This is a genomic window from Streptomyces sp. AM8-1-1, from assembly GCF_032229325.1.
Taxonomy (GTDB): domain Bacteria; phylum Actinomycetota; class Actinomycetes; order Streptomycetales; family Streptomycetaceae; genus Streptomyces; species Streptomyces achmelvichensis.
Genome location: NZ_CP135086.1, coordinates 416304 through 441938, shown reverse-complemented (window position 1 = coordinate 441938; position 25635 = coordinate 416304). Strand labels below are relative to the sequence as shown.

The window sequence follows — 25635 nt, the reverse complement described above, 5'->3', positions numbered from 1 at the left end:
CTCTGACGCTGTCCGTGACCTTTGCGCTGCTGACCGGCATCGTATGGGTGTGCTCGGACTCGTCGGACGATTCCTCGGTCACCGCCGTCCGCGCCGATGACGCCGCGGGCGGCGGTGCCCCACCGTCACAACAGCCCTCGCAGGAACCTCTGGTGGGCTCGCGGCCGGTGAAAGTCACCATTCCCACCATCTTCATCGAGGCCCCGATCACCGGTCTCAGCCTCGACAAGAAGGGCCGACTCGGCACCCCGCCGCTGAACAAGCCGATGCAGGTGGGCTGGTACCGCAACGGTCCCTCGCCCGGTGACGCGGGTACTGCCCTGCTCGTCGGGCACCGCGACACCCGCACGGGACCGGCGATCTTCCTCAACCTCAACGTGCTGCGCAAAGGTGCCAAGGTGAAGGTCAACCGGGCCGACCGGCGCGTCGCGGTCTTCACCGTCGACGAGGTGAAGACGTACACGAAGGACAAGTTCCCGGACGACAAGGTGTACGGGTCCACGGCTCGTCCGGAACTCAGACTCATGACGTGCGGTGGACGGTTCAACGCAAAGAGCGGCTACTCGGCCAACGTCGTCGTCTTCGCACATCTGACCTCGATGAAGAAGCTAGGGGTCTAGCGTCAGGCGGAAGGGGTTGGTTCCTCGGCCATGCTGCCGATGAACCAACCCCTTCGCTGTAGTCGATGAACCTGACCTGACGTCAGCTCCCGGCGCCCACCGACTACCGGCGGTCACCCCGGCCCAGGGTGTCCTCCAGCCAGTCGAAGACGACCTCACAGTGCTGTTGGGGCGCCATCGGCGAGCAGTGCAACTGGGCGCCGGTCGCCGCCCGCATGAGCCGGTACTCCTTGCGGGTGCGCAGCAGCTCGAAGAACTCACGTGGCTGACCCGGATAGAAGGCCTCGTCCTCGTAGTCGAGAACCAGCGTGGGGCACTCGATGCGGCGTACGATCCCGGTGATGTCGAGCGCCATGATCCGCTGCGCCGGAGTCCAGAAGTCGGTGAAGAGCTGCCCCTGCCGGGCCGCGAGCATCGCGGGGATCGAGAAGGGCTCGATCCGCTTCTTGATCACGAACTGCTCGGACGGCGTCAGTTGGGGAGCGACCTCCTCGTTCCAGATGCGGTTGGTCTCCTCCTTGTCGGGAGTCACGATGGCCCGGAGCTCCTCCGGGAAGCCCAGCCACGGCGAGAGACAGCCCGGCAGTGCGGCCAGGGCGGCGATCCGGTGCTCGAACGCCGCGGCGCGCGGCGCGAGGTTGCCGCCCATGGAGAGGCCGGTCAGCGCGATACGGCGGACGTCGACGTCCTTGCGACGCTCCAGCCAGTCCACGAGCGGCGAGACCACCTGCTCCCAGCGCGGGCTGAAGACGACCTGGTCGACGAAGAGCAGCTGGCCCTGGCCGGGGCCGTCGTAGACGAGGGCGTTCCAGCCGCGGGCGAGCGCGGCTGCGACACCGTAGGTCCACATGTCGACGTTCGGACCGTCGCTGCCGTTGGTGAGGATGACGGTCGGCCGGGGCCTGCCGGAGTCGTCGGGGCGGAAGAACCAGACAGGGATCGAGACCCCGTCCTGGTACGGGACGTCGTCGGTGATCGCCGCGGGGGTGCACAGCCGGGCGAAGGTGTCCCACGCCCGGCGTCCCGCCAGATAGAGCTTCTTCTCGTCACCGGGGGTGTCCGAGCCGAGTACGAAGAAGAGCGCCTGGCCGAAGTACTGGGCGCCGCGCAGCGAGCGGGCACGACGTGTCTGGCGGTGCCGCGAGGCGGTAGCCGTCAACCGCTCTCCCCATTGGCGGAACTCGGCCGTGTAGGTCTGCTCGTTCGCCCCGGCGGCATTGATGGCGTTGACGGCGGTGAGCACCTCGCCGACCTCGGACGAACCGAACCCGGCGCCGCCGAGCGCGAGCAGCGCGCCGAAGTTCAGCCCTGGGTCCGTGAACAACTGCATGGCACCAGGCGTCGGCGACGCGTCAGGCCCCGGGGGCGGGGCGGAGCCGTCGGCGCCACGCCCCGTGACGGACGCGGGTGACGAGTTCGCCGAGGCGGTCGACGCCGCCGACAGCACGACTGCCCCCGCCCCGGCGGCGAGCCCGGCGAGCGCGCCGCGCCGGGTGGGCGCCTGCGCACGGTCTGTGGGTGTGTTCGTCATGCGCCCGAACGTAGGAGCAGGCTCCACCCCTGGCCCACCCGCCACTCCCGACGGTCCTCCGAACGGCCCCTCTTCGGCGGTACGAGGACGGCCGAACCCTGCGGCGCGGAGTTGTCCCGTCAGGGACACGGCCGTTGCGAAGCAGCCGGCCCGGTGGGAGCCCGGAAACGTGGTGCGGTCCGCGGAAGCGCGCGTTCTGGCCGCATTGATCTCACACGCCCTGACGTTCGGCCCGCTGCCGGATCAGCTCTTCGACCGCGCTGGGCAAGGTGGTTTCGAAGTCGATGAGCTTCGCCCAGGTCGGGGTGACGACGATCCGGACCATGCCGTCGTAGAGCGAGCGGACCTCGGCCTCCCACTCGATGCGCTGCTCGGGTGTCATCTCATAGCTGCCGTTCATCCGGAGATACTCGTCCGGGATGCCGTCGACGACGTCCAGCTCGGCCCGCCCGCGGATGAGCAGGATCTTCGGCGGGTGGACCTCGGTGTCGATGGTCAGGGCAACCGCCGGGTGTTCGCGCAGTGCGGGCAGCTTCGGGGCGTTCTTCGTGGTGCACAGGACGATCTCCGAGCCGTTCCAGGTGAACGCGATCGGGATACTGCGCGGTGTGCCGTCCTTGGCGACGTAGGCCATGCGGGTCAGGTCGCGGGCCAGCAGCTCCTGGCTCATCGGTCGGTTCAGGATCTCGGTGATCTCGTTCGGCTGCATGGTGATCGCTCCTTCGTCGTTGTCGAGCGCGTCTCCGTGGCCGCGCGTGTCCCTGGGACGGAGCGGGCCGGACGTTCTCGACATCCGAGGCGCGCGAGCTCTCGAGACTTTGCTGAGCTCGATCGCCACGACACCTGAAGATCGCCTGACGACGTCGGGGCACGCTGGTGGGCGGACCATGCACATGGCCCAGGTGCTCCATGGGGCCTGCCCGCCACGGGAGGACCGCCGTCGGCCCGTCGAAGGCGTCCCTTCAGGGGCTTGTGGCGGCCGGAGTGACTCAGCGCATGCCCGCAGGCGCACAGCGCCACGAGCGTCCCACAGGTTCGCAGACGGGATCCGGTTCAACTCCCGGGCGAGGGGCAGGCGGGTCGATGAGTGGCTCTACGAAAGGACCGACATGAGTGCCGGAGAAAAGGCCAAGGCCAAGGCTGAGCAGGGCGTCGGTAAGGCCCTGCGGAAGGCGGCCCACGCGATGGGCAACGAGACCACCGCGGCCAAGGGCGGCGCGTTGGAGGCCCGCGGCAAGGCCCGTGAGGCCAAGGAGAAGTCGAAGGACACCTTCAAGCACTGAGTCAGAGCCGGCCGGAGAGCCGGTACGTCGCGAGGCCCCGGCGGAGGTCAAGAGCCGGGGCCTCGCCCCGTGCCGCTGGTTGTCCGGCCGGGAACGCCGCCGTCGCGATGCAGGATGCCCGTCTGCCGGTGCGCTACTTCTCCGGGCCGTCGTCCCGCCCCTCCACGGTGCGTCGTGCCGCCGCTCCTTCGTCTTCGACCAGTCCGGCCGGGTCGGGCAGGTCGAGAGCCGCCCCGCAGTGCTCGCACAGTTTGCCGTTCCCGGCGGGCGTGCCGCATGCCTTGCAGAATCGCGCGGTTCGCCGGTCGCCCGTACTTCCTGTCATGGCATCTCCACAGCTCGGGGGTGATGCGGCGCCGAGTACCCGGGGCCGACTCTTCCATGTTCGGCCGAGCAGAGCTCTCAGGCCGGTCACCGTCTCCTCCGAGCCGCGCGCTTTCACCGCCGCTGACAGACCGGTGACGCGCTACCCCTCGGCTGCCCAGCCGTCCTCCCGCACCCGCGCGGCGAGGTCGATCTTGGTGTAGGTCGGGCGTCCGGCCTGCTGGTACTTCTCCTTCACCCGGTCCAGGTAGTACTTGGCCGTGTGCGGGCTGACACCGGCGCGGCGGGCCGTGGCCTTCAGGGTGAGTCCCGAGGCGTATCCGAGGAGCACCTCGCGTTCCTTGGGTGACAGTCCGGGCCGGTCGGGGGCGCTGTCGTGCGCCCAGGCGAACGCCAGTTCTGCGGAGTGCACCGTCTCGCCTCGTGCCACCTGCTCGATCGCTCCGACGAGCGTCGGCAGATCGTGGCTCTTGGTCAGATAGCCGTCGGCGCCCGCCGCGATCGCGGCGATGATCCGCCGGCGGTCCGCCACCGTGCTGATGACCAGCACACGGCTGTCCGCGGCCCGCAGCCGCCGGATGTTGTCCGAGGACTGTGAGTTGTCGCCGAGCACCAGGTCCAGGAGCACCACGTCATAGGGCAGCGTCGCCGCCTGCGTTCCGGCGAAGAGGCCGTCGACCGTGCACTCCGCCGCTGCCAGACGTACGTTCGCGACTCCGTCGAGCCAGACTCTCAGTCCGTCGAGGAGCATCCGGTCGTCGTCCACCACGGCGACGGTGATCACGCGGGCCATCGCAGTTCGATGCGGGTGCCCTCGCCGGGTGCGCTGTCGACGACCGCTGCGCCGCCCGCCTCGGACATCCGCAGGTGCACCGAGGAGCGCAGTCCGAGCCCTTTGACCACGGTGGCCGGCTCGAAGCCGACACCCTGATCGACGACCGTCACCACCACCGCTTCACCACCGCCCTCGCCGACGACGGTGACATGGGCGTGCCCCGTCCCCGCGTGCCGTAGCACGTTGTTCAATGCCTCGGTGGTCGCGTCGGCGAGAGCCTCGGCCGCGTGCGCCGGCATCTCCGGCAGGTTGTCGTACTGGGCGCTCACCCGCAGTCCCAGGTTCTCCGACGACCGTACGGCCCGTTCCATCGCCGCCGCCGTACCCGGTGCTCTCTCCTCCTCGGCGTGCTGCTGAATGAGCCGGCGGAGGTAGGCGGCTTCCCGGGCGCAGCGTTCCCGTACAGGCGGTGCGTCGGCGTCGGCGTGGCCGCGGGCGATCGCTGTCAGCGTCGCCAGCACCGTGTCGTGCAGGGCGCGGTGGTGCGCGATCCGCTCGGCGTAGCGAGCCCGGCCGGCCTCGGCGGCGACGGCCTGGGCGGTCGCCTCGTCCAGGGCGCGGCCCTGTCGGCGCAGGTACCACCAGAAGACCCGGGCCAGAACGGCCGACGAGAGGATGGCGTTGAGGTGTGCGGCGATCACGGCGATGTCCGCGCCGGTCGGCCAGTACCCGGCGGCGTGTGTCACCGCCAGCGCCCCGACCGCGCCGGCCACCGCTGCCGGACGCGCGAACGCAACGGCCGCCATCGCGCTGGCCGAACCGCCGAGCAGCATCACCCAGGCGATGTCCTCCGTGCGGTGCATACCGCCCGCGTACACCGCGAACGGCAGGACGCAACCCACGACGACGACGTCCGCCAACGGGGGCCAGGTGCCGAACCAGCCTCGGGACCGGGCCGTGGCGAAGACCAGCACGCTCACGGCGAGGGCAACCGCCAGCGCAAGCCATGCCACGGGGCTCTCCCGGTGATGCTGCACGACGGCGAGCACGCCGACCGCCAAGTGGCTGGCCCGGTACAGACCGGTGGCCAGAACCATGAACGTCTGGGCCCGTTGGAGGCCCGACCCCACTCTCACCGCATGCCTCCCCAGTGCACGCAACCCCCCTGAACCGGCGGTACAGCCGGACGACGAGAACCGTTAGGTTTCGGGGCGTTCCGGCGCCGGACACGACGAGCCATCACACCACTACGTCGGGTCGCGGCGCCCATCGCAATCCGGGCAAAGAAGGAGTCACAGTGGCTCGAAGTGTGCACCGCGGAGGGATACTCGCGGTCCTGGCATCACTGCTTGTTCTGCTGATCCCCGGCAGCGCGAGTGCTGCCGATCCGCCGATCCGCTACACGGCGTGGATCAACAATGCCGCCATCTACGAGATGCGGGCCTCGTACTCGTGGCAGTGCATGGATGTGCGGGGCGAATCGCAGAACCCGGGCGCCGTCATCCAGCGCTTCGACTGCAAGGGCCGGCTGCACCAGCGTTTCTACTTCATGCCGTCGGGCACTCCCGGGCTCTTCTTCATCGGGGTGTACGGCAAGTACTGCATCGGCGCGCAGAACGCCTCGACCGCCGACAACACACCGATCGTCCTGGGGCACTGTCAGGGGCCGGGCCAGCACTTCCGCTGGGTGGACCGCGGCAGCGACCACTGGGAGATCGTCGAGGCGGCCAGCGGCAAGTGCCTTCACGACACCGGTAAGCGCAGCGCGATCCAGCTCCGGGCGTGCGGCAACATCACCGAGCCGTACCCGAGCCTGTGGACGCCTCGCTACGACGGTCAGTACAACTACACCAGCGTCTGGGGCTGAGCGCTCCTGCCGGAGGTGGGCCGCGCCGGATACCCGGCGCGGCCCACCTTCGTGCTCCGATGCCCCTGGGGCTGGCCGATCAGCCGGTTCTGTTGATGACGAACTGCGATCCGGGCTCGATGAGAACGTCTCCGTCCGCCGAGTCGGTGATCGTCACGTTCGTCAGGGTCGCACTGCCCCGGGCACCGCTCATCGCGAGGATGCCGGAGCCGTTGTTGGACTTGTCGATCCTGACGTTGGTGATCTTCACGTTCGGCATCTCTCCGCCGCCCGTCTTGAACTGGATTCCGTCGTAGGTGGAGTCGTGGATGTCCGTGTCACGGATGGTGACACCCGGGATGCCCTGCCCCTGAGCGAAGAGGGTGATCGCGCCGAACTCCTGGTCCTCGTTCCAGAACGCGCCGCCCGTGCGGTACAGGGCGTTGTTGGCGATGAGGGTCTGGCCGGTGAAGGGCAGCGGGTCGTGGTCGGTGGCGAGCATGATGCCGGGGTAGTTCATGGTGTCGGCGATGATGTTGTTCTCGATGGTGTTGCCGTATCCGCCGTAGACCGCGATGCCGTTGGCGCGCCACGGCAGCTGGATGGTGTTGTTGCGGAAGTGGTTGTCATGGCCGATGTCGACCGAGGTGTCCTTGACGTATTTGCTGGCCCACACAGCCAGAGCGTCGTCACCGTTGTTACGGAAGGACGAGTTGTAGACGGTCGAGTTGCGGGTGCCGTTGGCGAAGTTGATGCCGTCGGCGTACGTGTTGCGTATCCGCATGCCGCTGAACTCGACGCCGTCGCCCGGTCCCCACAGTTCAGGGATGTTGGAGTAGTCCCGGCCGGCCCAGACACCGACGTTGGCGTGCTCGATCCACACGTTGGTGATCTTGGTGTCCTTGCCGAACCGGCCGTTGAGACCGACGCCGCCCTCGTGGTTGCCGTCGCCGCCCCGGATGGTGCCCGAACCGAAGATGGCGATGTCCGAGATCTTGGTGTTGTGGTCGATGTCGAAGCCGAAATTGCCTTCGTGCGGGTGGTTGATCCCGCCCGCCTGGTGCGGCGGCGTCAGGGTGTACAGCTGCGAGTGCCACATGCCCGCGCCGCGGATGGTGACGTCCCGGATGCCCACCTGGTTGTGTGTGCCCCGGTTCAGCGGGTCGTCGGTGAGGATCTTCTGCTCCTGGCGCCACTGGCCCGCCGGGATCCACACACAGCTGATGTCACCCTGCTGGTCCGCGGTCACGGCGCGCTGGATGGCGTCGGTGTCGTCGAGGCCGTCGTTCGGTACGGCACCGTAGTTCGTGATCGAGGTGCAGCCGGCCGGCTGGGCGCTCGGCGGCGCCACCTGCTCGAGGTCGATCAGGTCGATGATGTAGAACGAGGCCGAGTCGCCGGCGTCGCGCTGGAGGCGGAACTTCGTGCCGGGCGGGTAGCTCTGTGACAACAGGGCGTGGGACTCGTCGAACAGGCGCCGGGCGTCGGTCCCGGGCGTGTTGGTCAGGCCCTCGGGGTCGTCGGTCCTTCCGTACAGCCAGCTGTGCTTGGAGGACAGGGTGAGCTTGCGGCTGAAGGTGTCGTTGACGTAGAGGCTGATCGTCGCCTCGGCGCCGCCGCCCGAGGGCGCGTCGGGGATCGAGTTGCGCACGACGATCGAGTTGGCGGCGTTGGCCGAGGTGAACTCGACGAAATGCCCGGTGGTGGTGAGCCTCACCGACTGGCGTCCGGAGGACTCGGTGGCGAAGTTGGTGTGCCCGAAGGTCCGCTTGGCATCGGTGGTGAGGAGCGTGCCCTGGTAGCGGGCGGCTTCGGCTTCGTACTCGGTGTAGGGCACGGCGGCACCGCGTCCGACGACCAGGGAGCGTGCGAGGACGTTGTTGTTCTCGTTGGTCTCCGTGACGGTGTTCGTCGCGTCGGCCGTCGCGGTGAGGGTGACACCGCCGCTCGCCGCGGTCCACGTGCCGTTGATCGGTACGGTGACGCTCGCGCCTGCGGCGATTGCTCCCGCCGTTCCGTTCAGAGTGGTGTTCCCGGCGGCGAGGCGTGTGACGGTCCCGGCCGCGACACCGCTTGTGCCGCGGTTGTCCACCGTGACGGTGAAGGAGACCTGCGCGCCCACTGCCGGAGCGGCCGGGTTGGGTGTGATCGCGGTGACGGTGAGGTCGGGTCCGGGGCTCTGCCCGACGACCAGTTTCGAGGACGCGGTGCGGCTGTTGTTCGTGTCGTCCTGCTCGACGACGGTTCCCGCCGGGTCGACCACGGCGGACACGGTGTAGCTGCCCATGGCGCGCTTGCCGACCGGAACCTTGACGATCGTGGAGGCGCCGGCGGCGAGCGTGCCCACCTGCGCCGAACCGGCTGCCGCGCCTTCGAGGCTCACGTTCACCGACGTGGCGGGGGAGGTGGCACTTCCGGCGTTGCGGACCGTCGCGCTGACCTCGACGGCGTCCGTCTCGGACGGTGAGGCCGGGGCCCAGGTCAGATCGGTGATCGTCAGGTCCGGGTTGGGTGCCGGGGCCCCGATCACCTGGAACTCGGCCACCTGTGCCCCGAAGCCGCTGGAGTTGGAGAAGAACTTCAGCTGTACGTCGGAGTAGCGGCCGGTCACCGGGATGGTGACGCTGTTGCCTCCGGAGGAGGGGCTGAACGCGTAGTCGGCGCGCGCCTTCAGCGAGGTGAAGCCGGACGCCGACTGCTCACGCCCGAGCACTTCGATGGCCTGGGTCCGCGGTCCCCATGCCTGGTCCGGGTTGAGTTTGACGACGACCGCCTCGACATCGGCGTTGGCGCCGAGCTTCACCGTGAGGGTCGACGGGAAGCCGGAGGATTCCCAGTAGGTGGCCGGGCTGTCGTCGTTTGCGTTGGAGGCGACATAGGTCTGGGTGAATGACGACGCCTCGATCGGCTTGTTGCGGGCGAGGTTGGAACCGGTGACGGGCGGCTCGCCCGGCCCGTCGTCCTCGCCGTAGACCTCCAGTTCGGACAACTGGGCGGCGTTCCAGCCGCTGTTGGCCGACACCTGGACGCGCACGTAGCGGACCGTGGTCGCCGTGACGGGGATGCTGACGGTGTTCGCCCCGGCCGGATCGAAGGCACGCGCGCCGGAGGCCGACAGCGGTGCGAACGATGATCCGTCGGTGCTTCCCGACACGCTCAGGGTCTGGTTGCGGGCTTCCCAGGTCGACGGCAGCTTGAGCGCCACCCGGCTGATCTCCGCGTTCGCGCCGAGGTCGACCTGCACCCATTGAGGCAGCGCGCCGGCGGGCCCTTCCCAGTACGACGCCTGGCTTCCGTCGGTGACGTTGCCGGCCGGGTAGTTGCCGTGACTGCCGCCTGCGCGGGCGGACTTGCCGAGGGCCAGGTTGGGCCCTTCCGCGGCGTGGGCGGGAGCGGGCAGCAGCCCGACGCCTATCAGGCCCGCCAGCACCATGCCGACGATCACTCGCCAGCCGTGGTGTCTCAGTTTCATGGTGTCCTCTTGTTTCGTGATCCGGTGTCCGGGCGCGCGGCTCGGCGCCCGCAGGTGGCGCCGTTCGAGGCGTTGGGGCAGGGCGACTTGCATGACGGACCGGTGCGCCGAGGGGACGGCGACCACGTAACTCGCCAGGTACCTGACATCTAGAAGGCGAGGCAGTTGAGGGGTTCTCTAGAACTTTTGAGTTAATCAGTCAAAATTTTGCAGCGACAGGGTGACAGGTTTCTACCAGGTGGCCACTTTGTCAACGGCACTGACACGCAAGCGAGTTGGCACCAACAGTTTCGCCAGGTCGGCGGGGTGAACCTGTGTTCCGGCTGTAGGCAGTGGACGCGCCTGCCGAGGGTGAGCGGGCGGCGGGCCCAAGGCCTCCCGGTCGGTGCGGACGGGCCCAAGGGGCAAGGCGGGAGTGCGCGGCCGGGGATCGGGCCGCTCCGGTGAGGCCGATCAGTGGGGCTGGATGGCGAGGAGATGGCGGCGCGCAGCCGCGGCAACGGCGAGCTGTCGGTGCCCGCAACCGCGTGCGAGGGGCCGCGGGTCACTGCCCGCGGCCCCTCGCACGCGAAAGCTTCGGCAAGGCAGGTCAGTTCTTGCGGCGTGCGGCCCAGACCGTGCGTTCGGTGCGTACCACCAGGTCGGTGCGACGCAGGATGCTGTGGCCGCTGCTGGTATCCAGCAGTCGGTCGAGAGCAGCGAGGTCTTCGGGCGCGAGCGATGCAGCGGCGACACCGCGGATGCGTTGCAGGGAGCCCAGCGCGTAGCGGCCGATCGCCTCGGTCGGGCCGTCCTCGATGTTCACCGCGATGGTGCGTTCGGCTTCGAGAGCGAATCCGGCGGCGGTGAGCTTCGGTCCCCAGTCGGCGCCACGGTGGGGGACGTGCTCGGCGTGGAAGCGGTCGGTCGCGGCATGGCAGCGGTCTTCCAGGCCGGGACGTTCCTCGGGTGCGCTCTCGGGCAGGAAGCGGGGGAAGCCTGCGAGTTCGACGACGGCGAACAGGCCGCCGGGCGCGAGGGCGTCGTGGACGTGGCGCAGGGCGCTGTCGGGGTCGGCCATGTGGTGCATCGAGGCGGAGGCCCACACGAGATCGGGCGTGCCGAGGTGGGGCCAGTCCGCGGCGTCGAGGTCGGCCAGAACGGTGCGCACGCGTTCCTCCACCCCCTCGGCGCGTGCCCTCGTCCGCAAGCGGTGAAGGTGGTCGGCCGAGGAGTCGACGGCGGTGATGTGCGCCTCGGGGAAGCGGTCGAGCAGGGCGAAGGTGCCGGTTCCGGTGCCGCAGCCCAGGTCCACGATCTCGTGCGGTGCGGCCTCGATGGGCAGCCATGCGGTGATGGCGGCGATGTGCTCGGCGAGGACTTCCGCGTCCAGGTCGAGCATCTCGGCTTGACCGCCGGAGTCGGCGACGTGCTGGTGGCCGTGGTGCGCACCGTGGTCGTGGGTGTGTGGTTCTGCGTGGCTCATGCCCTCACGCTAGAACGCCATTGCGTACATGGCACGACCTCATGCCGTATTGGCAAGGAAGAGGTCGGCTGCCGTGCCGCACACGCAAGGGCATGCGGACAGCTCACGTACAGGAGCCGTCCGATGCGTAGTCGCTGCCGGGGCCCTTGCTGCCGCTGTCGCGCCGGTGCCCGCGTCGGGCGTCACGGTCGAAGATGCCCAGGATCTCGCACGGGCCGCCCTCGGTGCCGATGGCGTGGGGGAGCATCGTGGGGAACTCCGCGGCCTGGTTGGTCTCGATGCGCAAGCGGCGGTGGCCCAGCATGAGGATCGCGGTGCCCGAGAGGACGACGAGCCATTCGCGGCCCGGGTGGGCGCGCATGCGCGAGGGATCGTCGGGCGGTGGCTCCGTCAGACGCTGACGCATGACGCTCATGCCGGGCTCCGCCTTGATGGGCCAGCGCATCAGCCGGTGGACGCTGTCGATCGTCGGGCTGGTGACCACATCGTCGGAGGCGGTCTCCACCAGCTGGTCCAGCGAGGTGTCCAGGGCGCGGGCGAGGATGACCAGCTGATCCAGTGCGAGCCGGCGCTGACCGTTCTCGATGCGGCTGAGGGTGGACTGGCTGACGTTCGCGCGGGTGGCCAGTTCCTCCAGGGACCAGCCCTGCGCCACGCGCAGAGCCCGGATGCGTTTGCGTACCAGGCTGTCCAGTTCGCCATCGCTTTGCGTCATGGGCAACATCGTATGCTCTGAATGCAAGTCCGGTTCAGGTGCTCCGATCGCATCAGCGAAGCCGGCCGGCCCTTCCCGCCCGGCGGGAACGCGCGTTGAGCAGTGTCACGGCATGGTTTCCGCGCCGCTGAGCGGGATGACGCGAGCCGTGGCGCTGGCTGTTGCGATCACGATGTCGTCGGCGTCGGTGAGCGAGGCTTCGAGGTGGGCGATATCGCCCACGCGATGCACCACGCGGCCGTTCCCGAAGAGCCGTCCGGGGCGGACCGGGCGGAGGAAGGACACCTTGAACTCCAGGGTGGACTGAAATTGGTCGGGCTGGAGGGTGGCGAGAAGAGCAGGGCCGACCGTGTCGTAGAGCATCGCGGCGAGAAAGGCCCCCAGGACGTTGCCGGTTGGATTGATGAAGTCCTCGGTCGCGTGGAAGGCCACGCGAATCGTGCCGTTGTCGACGTCCGCGTCGATGAACTCCCACCCCAGGGTGGCCGCCGCACGCGGCATCGGCGAGCGCCCGTTCACTCCATCCCAGAACGGGCCTGATCGTTCGCTCATCGCGTCTCCCTGGGCTGCTGCTGTCCGGTGCCGTCCGTCCTTTCCCTCTGGTTCCCTTCGCCTGTCGCTCACCCGCGGCGGCTCACCCGGTTGGACCCGGTCATCCACTGGCGGACGCCCGTGGGCGATGTGCGGCCGGATCGCACGACGGGCGGGGACGATCACGAAGGGATGAATACGTGCAGAGGGCACCCCGTCGCCTCCGGACGCCGTGCACGCTGCCGATGTGCACAAAGAAGGAGACAGGGCTGTTCCCCGACAGCGGACCACGGAGCCGGAACGTCACCGGCGACCCACGCAACGGCCCCCCGCCCCCCGTCGAGGCGGACCGGGCGACCGTGTCGGCACCGTCGAGGCCCGCATCCGCTACTGGTTCGACACCACGCTGGCCCGCGGTACCTCCGCACTCGTCGGGTGGCTCGCCCTCGCCTGTCTCGCCGTGGTGGTTCCCGTCAGCGCTCTCCTCGTCTGGACCGACCAGCGCGCACCGGTGGCCACGGGATCGAAGATCGTCGCGGTGTGGCGCAGCACGGGCCAGACCATGCGGCTGGGTGGCGAGGTCGGGCCGCCGCTGCGGGTCGCCCTGTCGGTGCTGCTCGCCCTCATCGCCCTCTTCTACGTCTCCACCCTGGTCAGCCTCATCACCGCGGGTATGACCGACCGGCTGATCGCCCTGCGCCGCGGCCACTCCACCGTGCTGGAGAGCGGTCACACCGTGGTCCTCGGCTGGTCCGAGCAGATGCAGACGGTCGTCTCCGAACTGGTCGCCGCGAACGCCGGGCTCCGCCAAAGCATCGTCGTGGTCCTCGCCGACCGCGACCCCGCCGAGATGGAGGACATCCTCCGGTCCGACCTCGGTGACACAGGCCGCACCCGGCTCGTCATCCGCAGCGGACGCCCCACCGACCCCGCCGCCCTGGCCCGGGTCAGTCCCGCGACCGCCGACGCCGTGGTGGTCCTCCCGCGCGACGACCCCGCCGAGGACGCCGAGATCGTCAAGACCCTTCTGTCGCTGCGTGCCGTCGTCGGCGAAGAGCGCGACCTGCCGGTCGTTGCGGCCGTGCGCGACGACCGCTACCTCGCCGCGGCCCGCCTGGCCGGCGGACCCGGAGCCACGGTGCTGGAGATCGACGACGTTTCCGCCCGCCTGCTCGTGCAGTGTGTCCGCAGTCCCGGCCTCTCCCTCGTCCACCAGGAACTCCTGGACTACGCGGGCGACGAGTTCCACACCGTGCGGAGCCCGGTGTTGACCGGCCGGACGTTCAGGGAGGCGGCCGCGGCCTGCCCCGTATCGAGCGCCGTCGGCGTCGTCCACGCGGACGGCGGCCTCACCCTCGCCCCACCCGCCGCTCTCACGCTGACCGGTGGTGACGGCTTGGTCGTCATCGCACGCGACAGGGAATCCACGCACCTGGCACCGGTCGCCGACCCCTACGATCCGACGGTCCTCGCCGACGAACCCCCGCCGCGGGCACGGGTGCCCGAGCGCCTGCTGCTGCTCGGCTGGAACCGCAGGGCCCGCCGGATCGTCGACCAGCTTGCCCGGTCCGCGCCGCCGGGTTCGTCCCTCGACGTAGTGGCCGGGCGCAAGGCCGCCACGGTGGCAGGGCTGCGCGCTGCCGACCGGGCGGTGGCGGACACCCTGACGGTCGTCCACCGGCCGAGCGATCCCACCCTGCGAGAGACCGTTGAAGAACTCGACCTATCCGACTATCACGGGGTGATCGTCCTCGGACCGGATCGCCGCCGTTCCGGGCAGGACGACCCCGACGACCGCACCCTCGTCACCCTGCTCCACCTCCGGGCCCGAGAGCGTGACACCGGTGTACGGGTGCCCGTCGTCACGGAGTTGACCGACGACCGCAACCGGCTCATCGCCCCGGTCGCTCCGGGTGCCGACTTCGTCGTCAGCGGCAAGCTGATCGGCCTGCTCATGACGCAGATCTCGCAGAACCCCCGACTGGCGTCCGTGTTCGAGGAGTTGTTCGCACCTGGCGGCAATACGATCCGCCTCCTTCCGGCCGGCGACTTCGTCCGGCCGGGCCACTGTGCCTCGTTCGCAAGCGTGGCCGAGGCGGCTTCCCGGCGGGGCGGATGCGCGATCGGGTACCGCTCGGCCGCACGGGCTTGGGAGCCCCCGCATCACGGCGTGCGCATCAACCCCCCGAAGGCGTACGCCAGAAGGTGGGGTGACGCCGACGAGGTGATCGTCGTCGCCCCTGCCGTGCCGGCCCCGGCCGCCCGGGTGGACTCGGCGCCACACGACACCGAGTGAGACGCTCACCCGCTGCCGTCCGTCGGTGGCCGCGGCCCGATGGGAGTGGCGGAGGCTGCGTACAGCTGCGGAAGGTACGGCCCAGCACACCGTCAGCGACCGATCGTGCCGCTGGAACTCGGGGGGCAGGGATATACCCCCGGGGGGATCGGAGTCGCATTGACATGGCACCGATAGGAGAGGAGTGTGAAATATACCCTTTCGCCCGCTAAGCGATAATAGTCGGAGGTGTATGAGGGTGCGCCAAAAGATCATTGCCGCAGTCTCCGCAGGAGTTGCCGGCCTCGCGCTCGCAGTCATACCCGCAACCGGTGCGTTCGCCTCGAGCAACGCAGGTGGTAACTACGGATGCTCCGACGGGAGGGGTTGGGACGACCGTCGGAACAACAACTGCGACTTCTACGACAACCGCTACGACAGGAACTTCAACAACTCGGTGATCTTCATCGTGCTGTGAGCTTTCCTGGTCAAGGTATCCGCGGGTCGAGGCGCCTGATCGGACGGACGGCCGAATGGGGCGGTCCGCAGGTCGGAGCGCACGACGTCTGCTCGTCATCTCTTCATGCCGCCCCGTATGAGCAGCCTTGTGGGCCTGCTCTTCACTCATGCGCACGGGTCATTCCGGCGGACGTGTACGTCGGGGATGCGATGGTGGCGGCCGGCGCGATGACCGGCCGGGAACGGGTGGTTCCCGGCCGGGCCGCGGCCTGAAGAATCTCTACGAGAAGCCGGCGACGTTGCCGCCGAGGATCCGCTTCGTCGCCGTGGAACTCATCTGCGCCGCTGGGGCGTTGGGCTATGCGTCGTACGCGACGGTGGTCATCATGCCGGACTCCGAGTGGTAGATGTTGTGGCAGTGGAGCATCCAGTCGCCGGGGTTGTCCGCGTCGAAGTCGAGCACGAGTTTGTTGTGCGGCAGGACGGTGGCCGTGTCCTTGCGGGCGCCGTGCGAGTCGATGCCGGCGAGGGCATAGGTGTGGCCGTGCAGATGGACGGGGTGCCACATGTCGGTGGCGTTGACGACGACCAGCCGGACACGTTCGCCATGTTCGACGCGGTGGACGCGGTCGGGCGAGTAGGGGTGGTGGTCGATGCCCCAGTCGTAGTTCTCCATACCGCCGGTGAGGGTGATTCTGACGATCCGGTCGGGGCGGCGTCGGTCGAGTTCGACGGATTCGTGCGGCCTGAGTTGGCGTGCCGACGGAAGGACGGTGCGCCGTAGTTCGGCGGGCCGGGTGTCGGGCGCGGGCAGTGCGCCGCTCGCTGTGCGCAGGACGGCCATGGCGGCGCCGTTCTTGCCTTCGGCGAGGGCGGTGAGCGGGAAGACGCCGTCCTTGGCGGTGATGAGGACGTCGTAGCGTTCGCCCATGCCGATGAGCAGAGAGTCGGTCCGGTGGTGTCGTACGGGGAAGCCGTCGCTGTGGGTGACCGTCATCCGGTGTCCGCCGAGAGCCACCCGGAACGGGGTCTCCGCGCCGGCGTTGATGATGCGCAGCCGGATCCGGTCGCCGGGTTTGGCCCGGAACTGGGTCGGGTCGTCCGGTGTGCGTCCGTTGATCAGGTAGTGCGGGTAGGCGACGTCGCCGGCGTGACCGCCGAGCAGCGGACTGCTGGCACCGGTCATCAGCCGGCCGGGGCCTCTGCTCGACCTCGGTGAGGGCGGGGCATCGTCGCGCGCCGGCGCGTGGTGGCGCTGTGGCGCGTGGCCGCGCGGCGGGCCGTATCCCGCCGCGACTCCTCCGGAAGGCTTGGAGGGCCGGGCGCCGGGCTCGTGCTGTCCGTGGCCCATCGCGGGTTTGCCCTTGCGGAGCTGGTCGAAGATGTCCTCGGGGCTGGAGCCGCCGACCCCGTCGATCCAGTCGTCGATCAGGACGATCCATTCCGCGTCGTAGGAGAGGGGCTCGTTGGGGTCGTCGACGATCAGCGGTGAATACATTCCGCGGTCGACCTGCAGGCCAAGGTGGGGGTGGAACCAGTAGGTGCCGGGGTGCGGCGCCTGGAAGCGGTAGGTGAACGTCTTGCCCGGCTTGATGGGCGGCTGCGTCACGTCGGGCACGCCGTCCATCTCGTTGCGCAGGGCGACGCCGTGCCAGTGGACCGTGGTGGGTTCGGGCAGGTGGTTGGCGAGCGTCAACTGCAGGGTGTCGCCGGCGGTGATCCGCACCTCCTTGCCGGGCAGTTCGCCGTTGTAGGTCGAGGTTCTGACGGTGCGTCCGTTGCCGATCTCGACCGTGGAGGGTGTGGCGGTGAAGGTGAGACCGCGGAGCTTTCCTTCGGGGCTGGGCGTCCATGTGGGCCGGACCTTCTTGCCGTCCGCGGAGAGGGGGCCCTGGGGACCGGCGGCCCCCTTTCCGGTGCCGGCTGTGGAGTCAGCGCCGCTGCCTGAACAAGCGGTGAGCAGCGCGGATCCCGCTGCGGCGATCCCGGCGCCGAGTACGGCACGCCGGGTGGCAGAGGTCGGACGGGGGTGATCCTGCCTGTACATGGTCCTCCGGTCGTCGTACATGCACGCATCCCGCCCGGGCAAGGGCGGCGCCCCGGGTGGGGCCAGACGCGGCAGGACCAGCATGGAGCACAATGCCGGAAACATGCGGTAAGTCCTATCTGCCTGTCGTATCTGTCGTCTGTCGTGCCGGTGGACATTCCGGCCGATGGCTGTACGGCGCCGGGAGCGTGACGCGAGGTGCCCTCTGGGCCGCCGTGTGCGAGGGCGGCCGGAGGGGACCGGGTCGCGGGCCAGGTCAACTACGCCGAGACGTGCGCCAGTTCCCTCGGTCGGTGGCTTCACCGAGCACCTGTTCGGCCCTTCCGGCGGCGGAGGCTGAGGGGTTGGTCGGTCGCAGGGAGTAGGTCCCGCGCCGCATACGGGGTAGGTCCCGTGCCTCATGTGCGCTGTGTGCCCCGCTGGCTAGCGTCGGCTCTCATGCAGACCACGGACATCGTTCGTCGCCAGGCGGCGGAGCGAAGAGGCGACACTCTGGGCCGGCTCGCGGCCGAGCGGGACATCTGGGTGTCGACGGGACATCCTGATCACGGACCGCACCAGGTGCCTCTGTGGTTCCTGTGGGACGGGCGGGCGGTGTGGATGTGCACCAGCGCCACCTCAGCGATGGCGCGGAACGTCCGCGAGGATCCGCGCGTGCGTCTGGCGCTGGCGGACACCTTCGATGTGGTGCTCCTGCAAGGGGAGGCGGAGTGCTTCCCGGATCAGGAAGTCCCCGCGGACCCGGCGGAGGCGTTCGCCGCCAAGTTCGGGTGGGACCCACGCACGGGGGATGGGCCTCATGTCTACATCCGCGTCGTACCGCGGACGGTACGTGCCTGGCGCGGCGAGCAGGAACTGCGCGGGAGAGTCATCATGCGCGACGGGACATGGCAGAAGTAACCACCGACGTATCCAGCTCGACGGACGGGGGCCTAGCTCGCGGTTCGGAGGGGTCGAGCGCAGCCTCCGCCCCGGTACGCCCCGGGATCGGGGCCGCAGACGCCTGCGCGCACCTGGGCGGCACCCACGGCGAGCAACCGGCTGCTCTCAGCACTCGGTATCTGGCGTGCGGCGCGTGAGACCGTGCCGTGGCAGGGCCCCGGCCGGCCGCGAAGGACTGGCTACCCGCCGACCCCCTGGCGACGCCGTCCGGCACGGCACCTTCGGCACCCGTGGCTCAGGGCCGCTGACCCCAGGCCGTCACCATGCCGGGCCCGAGTTCGGCGGCTTCGGGTGAGGCCAGGTAGGCGAGGGCGTCGTCGATGACGGAGGAGTCCACCCTCCCGGTCTCCTCCAGCGCGGGCCTCATCCGGTCCCACGTCTCGGACCAGAAACGGGCCAGCGGGCCTCCTGGGACCAGCGGCGGGCAGAAGAGCTCCGCCGCGACCTGCTGGAGGCCCTCCTCCCGCAGGAAGTGCGGGTATGCCGGGACCGAGGACGTGTCGGTGCCGATGGTCGACCGCAGCGCCTCCCACATGGCGTCCATGGTCCTCCGGTAGGCCGAGGACGCGTCCAGGGGGTTCGGCATCTCCACGGCGTCACCGAGTACGAGCCAGCCGCCCGGGTTCAGCCACCCGGCAAGCCGTGAGACGAGACGGCGCCGCTCGGGCAGATGCATGAGGACGAAGCGCGCGTGGATCAGGTCGAAGCCGCCCAGGTCCAGGCTCTCGTCCCTGAGGTCGGCATCGACCAGCCGTACCCGCGGGCCCGCCAGGGCGGCCAGGCCGCTGGTGTCCCGGTCCAGGGCGACCACCTCCGCGGCGCCGGCCTCGTCCAGCAGCCAGCGGACCAGTGTCCCGGTCCCGGCCCCCACATCCAGGCAGCGGCTGTCCGGCCCCACGCCCAGAGCGCGCAGGCGGCGTGTGGTGAAGGGGTCGTAGACCAGCGCGGCCGCGTCGATGCGTTCGGCTTCCTCGGGGTGCTCCGGTTCGAACAGATCCTGTCCGTAGCTGCCGGAGCCCGGGGGAGCGGTCGTGGGTTGTCGCTTCCCGGCCGCGGTGTCCGGGCCCGCTGTACGTCTGCTGCCTGCCGGTGCCATGGAGAGTCCTGACGTCGTGAAGACCGGCCACGTGAGGCGCGACGGTTTGGGGAACGTCGCGGAGTCCGCGGATCCGAAACATCGACCGGAGTCCGGGCCGCCAGTGCCAGGGGCCCGCCGGCACCTCTTGGCCGACTTGATCGAACTCATGGCCGTTCGCCCGGTCGCCCGTCTTTCATCGGAGAACATGTCACCCAGCGTGAGGTGCAGATACCCGATTAAGTCTGACAAAGCAATCAAACCATCGATAACCAGAGCATCGCGAATGGGCGGCGGAACGGCATCCGCACACGCCGACCGACAGCGCTCCTGTGGGCAGGCACCTCCAGGACGGCTCAGCAGCCCAACGCGCCACCGCCGGAGCGCACTCTGCCGCCCCCGCCGCGAGGTTGTTCCGCCGTGACTCCGTCGCCGCATGCGCTTCTTGATCCGTCCAGGGCCCGCCCCGCGCCATCTGGTCGAGCGCCAGACTGCCCATGGGCCGGGCGTGCTACCGCCGACGGCACTGCGCAGCCGCGACGCGTGATCGCGCCCTCCCGTGCGCAGCTATGGCTCTGGCTGCGAGTCTTCCGAGTCGTAGGCGCCCAGCGCCACCTGACGGCTTGCCAGGAGGTCCCTGAGGTCCTCAGTACCCAGGCGTTCCTGCGTCAGCTTCACGCAGGCCATCCCTTCTGTTGCGGCCCAGGCCCGCCGAGCACGCTTGTTGGCGAGCCGTCTGCGGTCGCCACGCAGGAAACCCGCGCCCGCCGCGCAACCGGCGGAGGTGAGGGCAAGCAACGCGGCGGGCATGCGCGCGTCGGCGGCGGCGAGCCCTGCGGCTCCGGCGATGCCCGCGAGCAGGGCCGCGGGGAACCCCAGCGCGATGTCGACTTTCGTCCAGAAGTCCGCCCGGCGGTGCGCGAGAACCTTCTGCTGTTCGGCTTCGTCGCGCAGCCGTTCGATCTCGTCGCGCAGTCGACGCGAGGAGTCGGCATGGGCCGGTCGCCTGGATCCATCGGTGGTGGTGGCCATGAATCGATTCCAACACGGCTGTGGCATCAGGGAGTTGGGCTGATACGACAGTCATGGAGGGCTGTGGTGGTGGAGTTCGGACGCAACCGGTCGGAGCAAGGGGATGGGCGCTCGAGGCGGTACCAAATCACCGGTAGCTCTGTTCGTCGAACTCTTCGGGAACGTGGACGGCCGAGGTCCTCGTGAGGCATCGCGTGCGGCCGCCGGGCCTCGCATAGCACCGACACGAGCAGTGCCGACTTTCGGTTGTCGTTCCGTCCCGGCGATTCACGACGTGCCACGGACAGCGGGCTCCACCACGTCGGCCCCGACCCGGGTCACCGACCGCGCGGCTTCGGCCAGCAAATGAACAAAGGCAAGGAGAGCCCTCTCCTTGCCACTCTCAACTTATAGCGCAATGGGGGGCTTGCCACAAGGCCCGGGTGACGGCGCAGAATCATCGGCCGATGCCACAACATGCGGAAACGGGGGGCACGACGTGCGGTGGTTGTCAGTGGCGCATGAGGGACGGGGTGGCGTCGAACGAGCGGTGGGACCGGCGTTTGCGTAGCGGATGCTCCGCGCGGGGCGCGGGGCTGCCGGCCGCCCGAGTGGGCAAGGCGGCCTGCCGACTCGTCAGAGGAAAGCAAGCAGGGATGAGGACATGCACGACAAGAGGGTCGACAGAGTGGGAGGCGCCGGTGATTCGACCGGCCACCGCAGCACAACGGAGCACGGCTGCCTCGGAGGTATCGCAGTGATGGAGCAGTACGTCGTGGATCTTCGCGAGGTCGACGAAACACAGGTCGCGCTCGTCGGCGGCAAGGGCGCGCACCTGGGCGGGCTCTCACGGATCGAAGGCATCCGCGTGCCCGGCGGCTTCTGCGTGACGACGGACGCCTTCCGGCGGGTCATGGCGGACGCACCATCGGTCGGCGGTCTGCTCGATCAGCTGTCGCGCGTGAACCCGGATGACCGGGAGGCGATCCGCACGCTCAGCGCGGAGATTCGTCGGACGATCGAAGGGATTGCCGTCCCGGGCGATGTCGCGGCAGTGATCACCCGCGCGCTCGCCCGGTCCGGTGAGCAGGCCGCGTACGCCGTCCGGTCGAGCGCGACGGCGGAAGACCTGCCGACGGCTTCCTTTGCCGGCCAGCAGGACACGTACCTGAACATCGTGGGGCCGAAGGCGATCCTTCAGCACATCAGCCGGTGCTGGGCCTCGCTGTTCACCGAGCGTGCCGTGACCTACCGGCGGCGGAACGGCATCGACGACCGTACGGTCCATATGGCCGTGGTCGTGCAGCAGATGGCCTTCCCACAGGCGTCCGGCATTCTGTTCACCGCGGACCCTGTCACGGGTAACCGGAAGGTCGCCACCGTGGACGCCGGCTTCGGCCTCGGCGAGGCCCTGGTATCCGGCCTGGTGAACCCCGACGTCTTCACGGTGCGAGACGGCGAGGTAGTCGCCAAGGCGATCGCCGCCAAAGCGCGTGCCATTCAGGCACTGCCGGCCGGCGGCACGCAGGAAGTGACGCTCGACTCGCAGAGGCAGGAGCAACCGGCGCTGACGGATCCGCAGGTCGTGCGGCTCGTGCAGCTCGGGCGACGGATCGAAGCGCACTTCGGCCGTCCGCAGGACATCGAATGGTGCCTCGTCGACGACGGCTTCCAGATCGTTCAGAGCCGGCCGATCACGACGCTGTTCCCCGTTCCGGAGACCGACGACCAGGAGAATCACGTCTACGTCTCCGTCGGCCACGGGCAGATGATGACCGACCCCATGAAGCCTCTGGGGTACTCCATGTGGCAGCTGACGGCCATGGTGCCGATGCACGAGGCCGGCGGGAGGCTGTTCGTCGACGTCACCCGGCGACTGGCCTCGCCCGCGAGCCGCGCCGGCCTCCTGGACGTCCTGGGGAAGGGCGATCCCCTGGTCAGGGACGCGCTGGAGACCGTCCTCGACCGCGACGATTTCGTCCCGTCGCTCCCGGACACGGGTCCCGGCGGGCCGCCCGCAAGCGGTCCGCCCGCCGGTGGTGCTCCCGCGAGCGGTGCGCCCGCACCGATCGAGACCGATCCCGCCATCGTCACCGAGCTGATCGAACGCAGTCAGGAGTCGATCGCCGCCCTGGAGCGCGACATCCGGACGAAGTCCGGACCGGAGCTGTTCGACTTCCTGCTGGAGGCCTTCGAAGAGCACAAGCGGGTCCTCAGCGATTCGCTGAGCCTTCAGGTGATCATGGCGGGCATGGAGGCCACGTGGTGGCTCAACGACAAGCTGCAGGAGTGGCTGGGCGAGAAGAACGTGGCTGACACGCTGACGCTGTCCGCCCCCGACAACATCACGTCGGAGATGGGACTGGCGCTGCTCGACGTCGCGGACGTGATCCGCCCGTTGTCGGATGTGGTGGCGTTCCTCCAGGGCGTCGAGTATGTCCAGGACGACGCTTTCCTGGACGAGTTGGCGAAGCTCGCGGGTGGGGCCGAAGCACGCGACGCCATCGAGACCTACCTCGACCGGTACGGCGTCCGCTGTGTCGGCGAGATCGACATCACGAGGCCACGCTGGCGTGAGCGCCCCACCACGCTCGTGCCCGTGATTCTCGACAACGTCAGGAACTTCGAGCCGGGCGCCGCCGAGCGGCGCTTCGAGCAGGGCCGGGAGAAGGCGCAGAAGAAGGAGCAGGACGTGCTGTCGCGGCTGCGGGCCCTGCCGGACGGAGACGAGAAGGCTGACGAGACCAAGCGGATGATCGACCGGGTCAGAACCTTCATCGGGTACCGGGAGTACCCGAAGTACGGCATCATCAGCCGCTACTTCGTCTACAAGCAGGCCCTGTTGGCGGAGGCCGAGCGCCTTGTGCAGGCCGACGTTCTTCCTGAGAAGGAGGACATCTTCTACCTCACGTTCCGGGAACTCCACGACGTCGCGCGCTCGAACCAGGTGGATGGCCGGCTCATCGAGCAGCGCAAGGAGGCGTTCCGTTCGTACCACGCGCTCACACCGCCCCGAGTGCTCACCTCGGACGGCGAGGCCCTCACCGGGGCGTACCGGCGCGACGACGTACCGACCGGTGCCCTGATCGGCCTCCCCGTTTCCGCCGGGACCATCGAGGGGAGGGCCCGCGTCATCCTCGACATGAGGGAGGCCGATCTCGAAGCGGGCGACATCCTGGTCACGACCTTCACGGACCCCAGCTGGTCGCCCCTGTTCGTCGGCATCGCGGGCCTCGTGACGGAGGTGGGCGGCCTGATGACCCATGGTGCGGTGATCGCCCGGGAGTACGGCCTGCCGGCCGTCGTGGGCGTGGAGCGGGCCACCCGGCTGATCAAGGACGGACAGCGGATCCGCGTGCACGGAACGGACGGGTACATCGAGATCCTGTCGTGACCGAGCAGACGGAGTGGTGCCTCTGCCGCCACCACGTACAGGACACCCTCAGCACGTCCTGTCGTCGGAGCGCAGAGGCACTCTCTGCCTGCGGCTGCTTCTGGCCGGCGACGGTACGGATGCCGTTGCAGAGCGAGTCAGGGGATCGCCTGCCTGGCACGGCGACCTGTTCACGTGACCATGAAGGCTCTTGATGGGTTGGCGGTCGGTGGGCCGGACCGCATCCATCTTGATCTGCTGCCGTACCCAGGTGACGACAAAGGAGCGGAGGTGTCCCGGCTGCGGGCCCTCGGCGCCATCGATACGCGTCCCCGAACCTCATGGGCCGCTTCCTTCCTGTGGCCCGCCGCCCGGGTCGGCGCCGAAATCGGGCAGGGTCAGCGATCCGTCCGCGGCGAGGGGGAAGCCCGGGTTGTGAGCGACCTCCCAGGCATGCCCGTCCGGGTCGGTGAAGGCACTGGAGTAGAACCCGATGGCGTTGACGGCGGCGGGCTTGGTGACGGCTCCGCCGGCCGCTTCCACGGCGACGAGTAGCTCGTCCACCTCGGCACGCGAACGGACGTTGTGGGCAAGGGCGATGCCGCCGAACCCGCCGCTGTTCGTGCCATCCGGCGTCGACGGTCCGGACGGCAGACCGCAGTCCGCCGCCAGGAGGTCGCGGTCCCACAGGACGAGGGCAAGGCCGCCGGCCTGGAAGAAGACGGTTTGCTCCACCTCCTGTCCGCGCCAGCCCAGTGCCTCGTAGAAGCGCCGGGCACGGGCGAGGTCGCGGACGCCGAGGGTGACGAGGGTGATGCGCTGGTCCATGCGGCCACGGTAGGGGACCGTATGGACCGCTGCCGGCCGCCGCGCGCACGGGGTTGACGCGGAGCCTGCGGTCGCGGTGGAGGGGTGTCGTCGCACTGGGAGAAGCAGGTGACGAGACCGGTCAGGAATCGAGAAGCCCCGGCCGCCGGGCAGCCCATAGCGTGATGGACATGGAAAACAACGCATCGACCACGTCCATCGCGTCCGTCACCCTCGAGGTGGCCGACCTCGAGGCCGCCCAGCACTTCCACACCGCCTTCGGAGTGGATTCGCACGTACGTCTGCGGGCGTCCGAGGCGCACTCCACCGGATTCCGCGGCTTCACCCTGGCGCTCACGGTGTCCGGGCCGGCCACGGTCGACAGCTTCCTCGGCGCCGCCCTGGACGCCGGCGCCACGGTACTCAAGCCGGCTGCGAAGTCGCTGTGGGGCTACGGCGGCGTTGTCCAGGCGCCGGACGGTACGACCTGGAAGGTCGCGACCTCGGCGAAGAAGGACACCGGCCCGGCCACCCGCGAGATCGACGAGTTCGTCCTTCTGCTCGGCGTCGAGGACGTGAAGGCCAGCAAGCAGTTCTACGTCGGCCGCGGCCTGACCGTGGCGAAGAGCTTCGGCGGCAAGTACACCGAGTTCGCCTCGGACGAGTCCAGCCCGGTCAAGCTGGCGTTGTACAAGCGCCGGGGCCTGGCCAAAGACCTGGGTGTCGCCGTCGACGGCAGCGGCTCGCACCGCATCGTCCTCGGTGGCACCGCCGGCCCCTTCACCGACCCGGACGGCTTCGTTTGGGAGGAGGCGGCCACGTCGCTCGCTCCCGCGCGCTCCACGCCGTCTGCCATGTCCTGACGGCAAGACCGGGGCGACCCTCGCCAAGTCCGCAGGGAACGGCCGCGTCAGCGATTCCGACCCGGCCGAACTGGACCCGCAGACTCTCTTTAGCTCACTGCCGCGCAGCCTCAGCGACGCAGACGGCCGCGGGGGAGGCGACGGTTCACGCTGAACGCGACTCTGCCGGCTCGGAAATCAAGGCCCCGCCGTCGACCTCGCGCCAGAAGACGCCGACCCTG

Annotated in this window: 21 protein-coding genes and 1 pseudogene; 9 read left to right on the top strand and 13 right to left on the bottom strand. The window is 69.3% G+C overall.

Annotation, left to right across the window (positions count from 1 at the left end):
- Nucleotides 1-14: 14 nt before the first annotated feature.
- Nucleotides 15-620 carry a class F sortase gene (locus RPQ07_RS01935; RefSeq protein WP_313942209.1) on the top strand — a complete coding sequence of 202 codons (606 nt, stop codon included), beginning with the start codon at nucleotides 15-17 and terminating at the stop codon, nucleotides 618-620.
- A gap of 103 nt (nucleotides 621-723) precedes the next feature.
- Here RPQ07_RS01935 and RPQ07_RS01930 read toward each other — a convergent pair whose 3' ends face one another.
- Together RPQ07_RS01930 and RPQ07_RS01925 are read right to left on the bottom strand one after the other, a co-directional pair.
- Nucleotides 724-2151: an alpha/beta fold hydrolase gene (locus RPQ07_RS01930; protein WP_313942208.1), complete on the bottom strand. Its 1428-nt coding sequence runs from the start codon at nucleotides 2149-2151 to the stop codon at nucleotides 724-726.
- 211 nt (nucleotides 2152-2362) lie between these two features.
- Complete coding sequence (locus RPQ07_RS01925; protein WP_313942207.1) at nucleotides 2363-2860, bottom strand: pyridoxamine 5'-phosphate oxidase family protein; 498 nt, start codon at nucleotides 2858-2860, stop codon at nucleotides 2363-2365.
- A 400-nt stretch (nucleotides 2861-3260) separates the two neighbouring features.
- On the opposite strand from RPQ07_RS01925, the gene RPQ07_RS01920 reads away from it, so the two are divergent.
- Nucleotides 3261-3434: a hypothetical protein gene (locus RPQ07_RS01920; RefSeq protein ID WP_313942206.1), complete on the top strand. Its 174-nt coding sequence runs from the start codon at nucleotides 3261-3263 to the stop codon at nucleotides 3432-3434.
- Between the two features lie 133 nt (nucleotides 3435-3567).
- Here the strand turns inward: RPQ07_RS01920 and RPQ07_RS01915 are convergent, their stop codons facing one another.
- From RPQ07_RS01915 to RPQ07_RS01905, 3 genes are all read right to left on the bottom strand, one after another.
- Complete coding sequence (locus RPQ07_RS01915) at nucleotides 3568-3759, bottom strand: hypothetical protein (RefSeq protein ID WP_313942205.1); 192 nt, start codon at nucleotides 3757-3759, stop codon at nucleotides 3568-3570.
- Nucleotides 3760-3900: 141 nt separating this feature from the next.
- Nucleotides 3901-4551 (bottom strand): response regulator, encoded by a 651-nt coding sequence (locus RPQ07_RS01910; RefSeq protein ID WP_313942204.1) that lies wholly within the window; start codon nucleotides 4549-4551, stop codon nucleotides 3901-3903.
- Nucleotides 4539-5669 carry a sensor histidine kinase gene (locus RPQ07_RS01905; RefSeq protein WP_313942203.1) on the bottom strand — a complete coding sequence of 377 codons (1131 nt, stop codon included), beginning with the start codon at nucleotides 5667-5669 and terminating at the stop codon, nucleotides 4539-4541. The genes RPQ07_RS01910 and RPQ07_RS01905 overlap by 13 nt, the downstream gene beginning before the upstream one ends.
- A gap of 161 nt (nucleotides 5670-5830) precedes the next feature.
- On the opposite strand from RPQ07_RS01905, the gene RPQ07_RS01900 reads away from it, so the two are divergent.
- Nucleotides 5831-6400, top strand: a complete 570-nt coding sequence (locus RPQ07_RS01900; RefSeq protein WP_313942202.1) for an RICIN domain-containing protein — start codon at nucleotides 5831-5833, stop codon at nucleotides 6398-6400.
- A gap of 79 nt (nucleotides 6401-6479) precedes the next feature.
- On the opposite strand, the gene RPQ07_RS01895 is transcribed toward RPQ07_RS01900, so the two are convergent.
- From RPQ07_RS01895 to RPQ07_RS01880, 4 genes are all read right to left on the bottom strand, one after another.
- Nucleotides 6480-9851, bottom strand: a complete 3372-nt coding sequence (locus tag RPQ07_RS01895; RefSeq protein WP_313942201.1) for a CARDB domain-containing protein — start codon at nucleotides 9849-9851, stop codon at nucleotides 6480-6482.
- Nucleotides 9852-10440: 589 nt separating this feature from the next.
- Nucleotides 10441-11316, bottom strand: coding sequence for a class I SAM-dependent methyltransferase (locus tag RPQ07_RS01890; RefSeq protein WP_313942200.1), 876 nt, complete (start codon nucleotides 11314-11316; stop codon nucleotides 10441-10443).
- 103 nt (nucleotides 11317-11419) lie between these two features.
- The gene (locus RPQ07_RS01885; protein WP_313942199.1) at nucleotides 11420-12031 is read right to left on the bottom strand and encodes a helix-turn-helix domain-containing protein; all 612 of its coding nucleotides are present in this window, start codon (nucleotides 12029-12031) and stop codon (nucleotides 11420-11422) included.
- Nucleotides 12032-12136: 105 nt separating this feature from the next.
- Nucleotides 12137-12583: a PaaI family thioesterase gene (locus RPQ07_RS01880; protein WP_313942198.1), complete on the bottom strand. Its 447-nt coding sequence runs from the start codon at nucleotides 12581-12583 to the stop codon at nucleotides 12137-12139.
- 361 nt (nucleotides 12584-12944) lie between these two features.
- Between RPQ07_RS01880 and RPQ07_RS01875 the strand changes: the two genes are divergently transcribed.
- Complete coding sequence (locus RPQ07_RS01875; protein WP_313948748.1) at nucleotides 12945-14858, top strand: CASTOR/POLLUX-related putative ion channel; 1914 nt, start codon at nucleotides 12945-12947, stop codon at nucleotides 14856-14858.
- Nucleotides 14859-15096: 238 nt separating this feature from the next.
- The gene (locus RPQ07_RS01870) at nucleotides 15097-15315 is read left to right on the top strand and encodes a hypothetical protein (RefSeq protein WP_313942197.1); all 219 of its coding nucleotides are present in this window, start codon (nucleotides 15097-15099) and stop codon (nucleotides 15313-15315) included.
- A 339-nt stretch (nucleotides 15316-15654) separates the two neighbouring features.
- Here RPQ07_RS01870 and RPQ07_RS01865 read toward each other — a convergent pair whose 3' ends face one another.
- A complete protein-coding gene (locus RPQ07_RS01865) occupies nucleotides 15655-17343 on the bottom strand; it encodes a multicopper oxidase family protein (protein ID WP_313942196.1) in 1689 nt (562 codons plus the stop codon).
- 438 nt (nucleotides 17344-17781) lie between these two features.
- On the opposite strand from RPQ07_RS01865, the gene RPQ07_RS01860 reads away from it, so the two are divergent.
- Nucleotides 17782-18243 carry a pyridoxamine 5'-phosphate oxidase family protein gene (locus tag RPQ07_RS01860; protein ID WP_313942195.1) on the top strand — a complete coding sequence of 154 codons (462 nt, stop codon included), beginning with the start codon at nucleotides 17782-17784 and terminating at the stop codon, nucleotides 18241-18243.
- Nucleotides 18244-18520: 277 nt separating this feature from the next.
- On the opposite strand, the gene RPQ07_RS01855 is transcribed toward RPQ07_RS01860, so the two are convergent.
- On the bottom strand, nucleotides 18521-19381 hold the full coding sequence (locus tag RPQ07_RS01855) for a class I SAM-dependent methyltransferase (protein ID WP_313942194.1): 861 nt from the start codon (nucleotides 19379-19381) through the stop codon (nucleotides 18521-18523).
- Between the two features lie 546 nt (nucleotides 19382-19927).
- The gene (locus RPQ07_RS01850; RefSeq protein WP_313942193.1) at nucleotides 19928-20392 is read right to left on the bottom strand and encodes a hypothetical protein; all 465 of its coding nucleotides are present in this window, start codon (nucleotides 20390-20392) and stop codon (nucleotides 19928-19930) included.
- A 739-nt stretch (nucleotides 20393-21131) separates the two neighbouring features.
- Between RPQ07_RS01850 and rph the strand changes: the two genes are divergently transcribed.
- Nucleotides 21132-23765: a rifamycin-inactivating phosphotransferase gene (gene rph / locus RPQ07_RS01845; RefSeq protein ID WP_413777820.1), complete on the top strand. Its 2634-nt coding sequence runs from the start codon at nucleotides 21132-21134 to the stop codon at nucleotides 23763-23765.
- Nucleotides 23766-23978: 213 nt separating this feature from the next.
- A pseudogene (locus RPQ07_RS01840) lies at nucleotides 23979-24068 on the top strand (VOC family protein); the annotation flags it as partial.
- 15 nt (nucleotides 24069-24083) lie between these two features.
- Here the strand turns inward: RPQ07_RS01840 and RPQ07_RS01835 are convergent.
- Nucleotides 24084-24572: a VOC family protein gene (locus tag RPQ07_RS01835; protein WP_313942192.1), complete on the bottom strand. Its 489-nt coding sequence runs from the start codon at nucleotides 24570-24572 to the stop codon at nucleotides 24084-24086.
- Nucleotides 24573-24742: 170 nt separating this feature from the next.
- On the opposite strand from RPQ07_RS01835, the gene RPQ07_RS01830 reads away from it, so the two are divergent.
- The gene (locus tag RPQ07_RS01830; protein ID WP_313942191.1) at nucleotides 24743-25414 is read left to right on the top strand and encodes a glyoxalase; all 672 of its coding nucleotides are present in this window, start codon (nucleotides 24743-24745) and stop codon (nucleotides 25412-25414) included.
- Nucleotides 25415-25635: the final 221 nt, after the last annotated feature.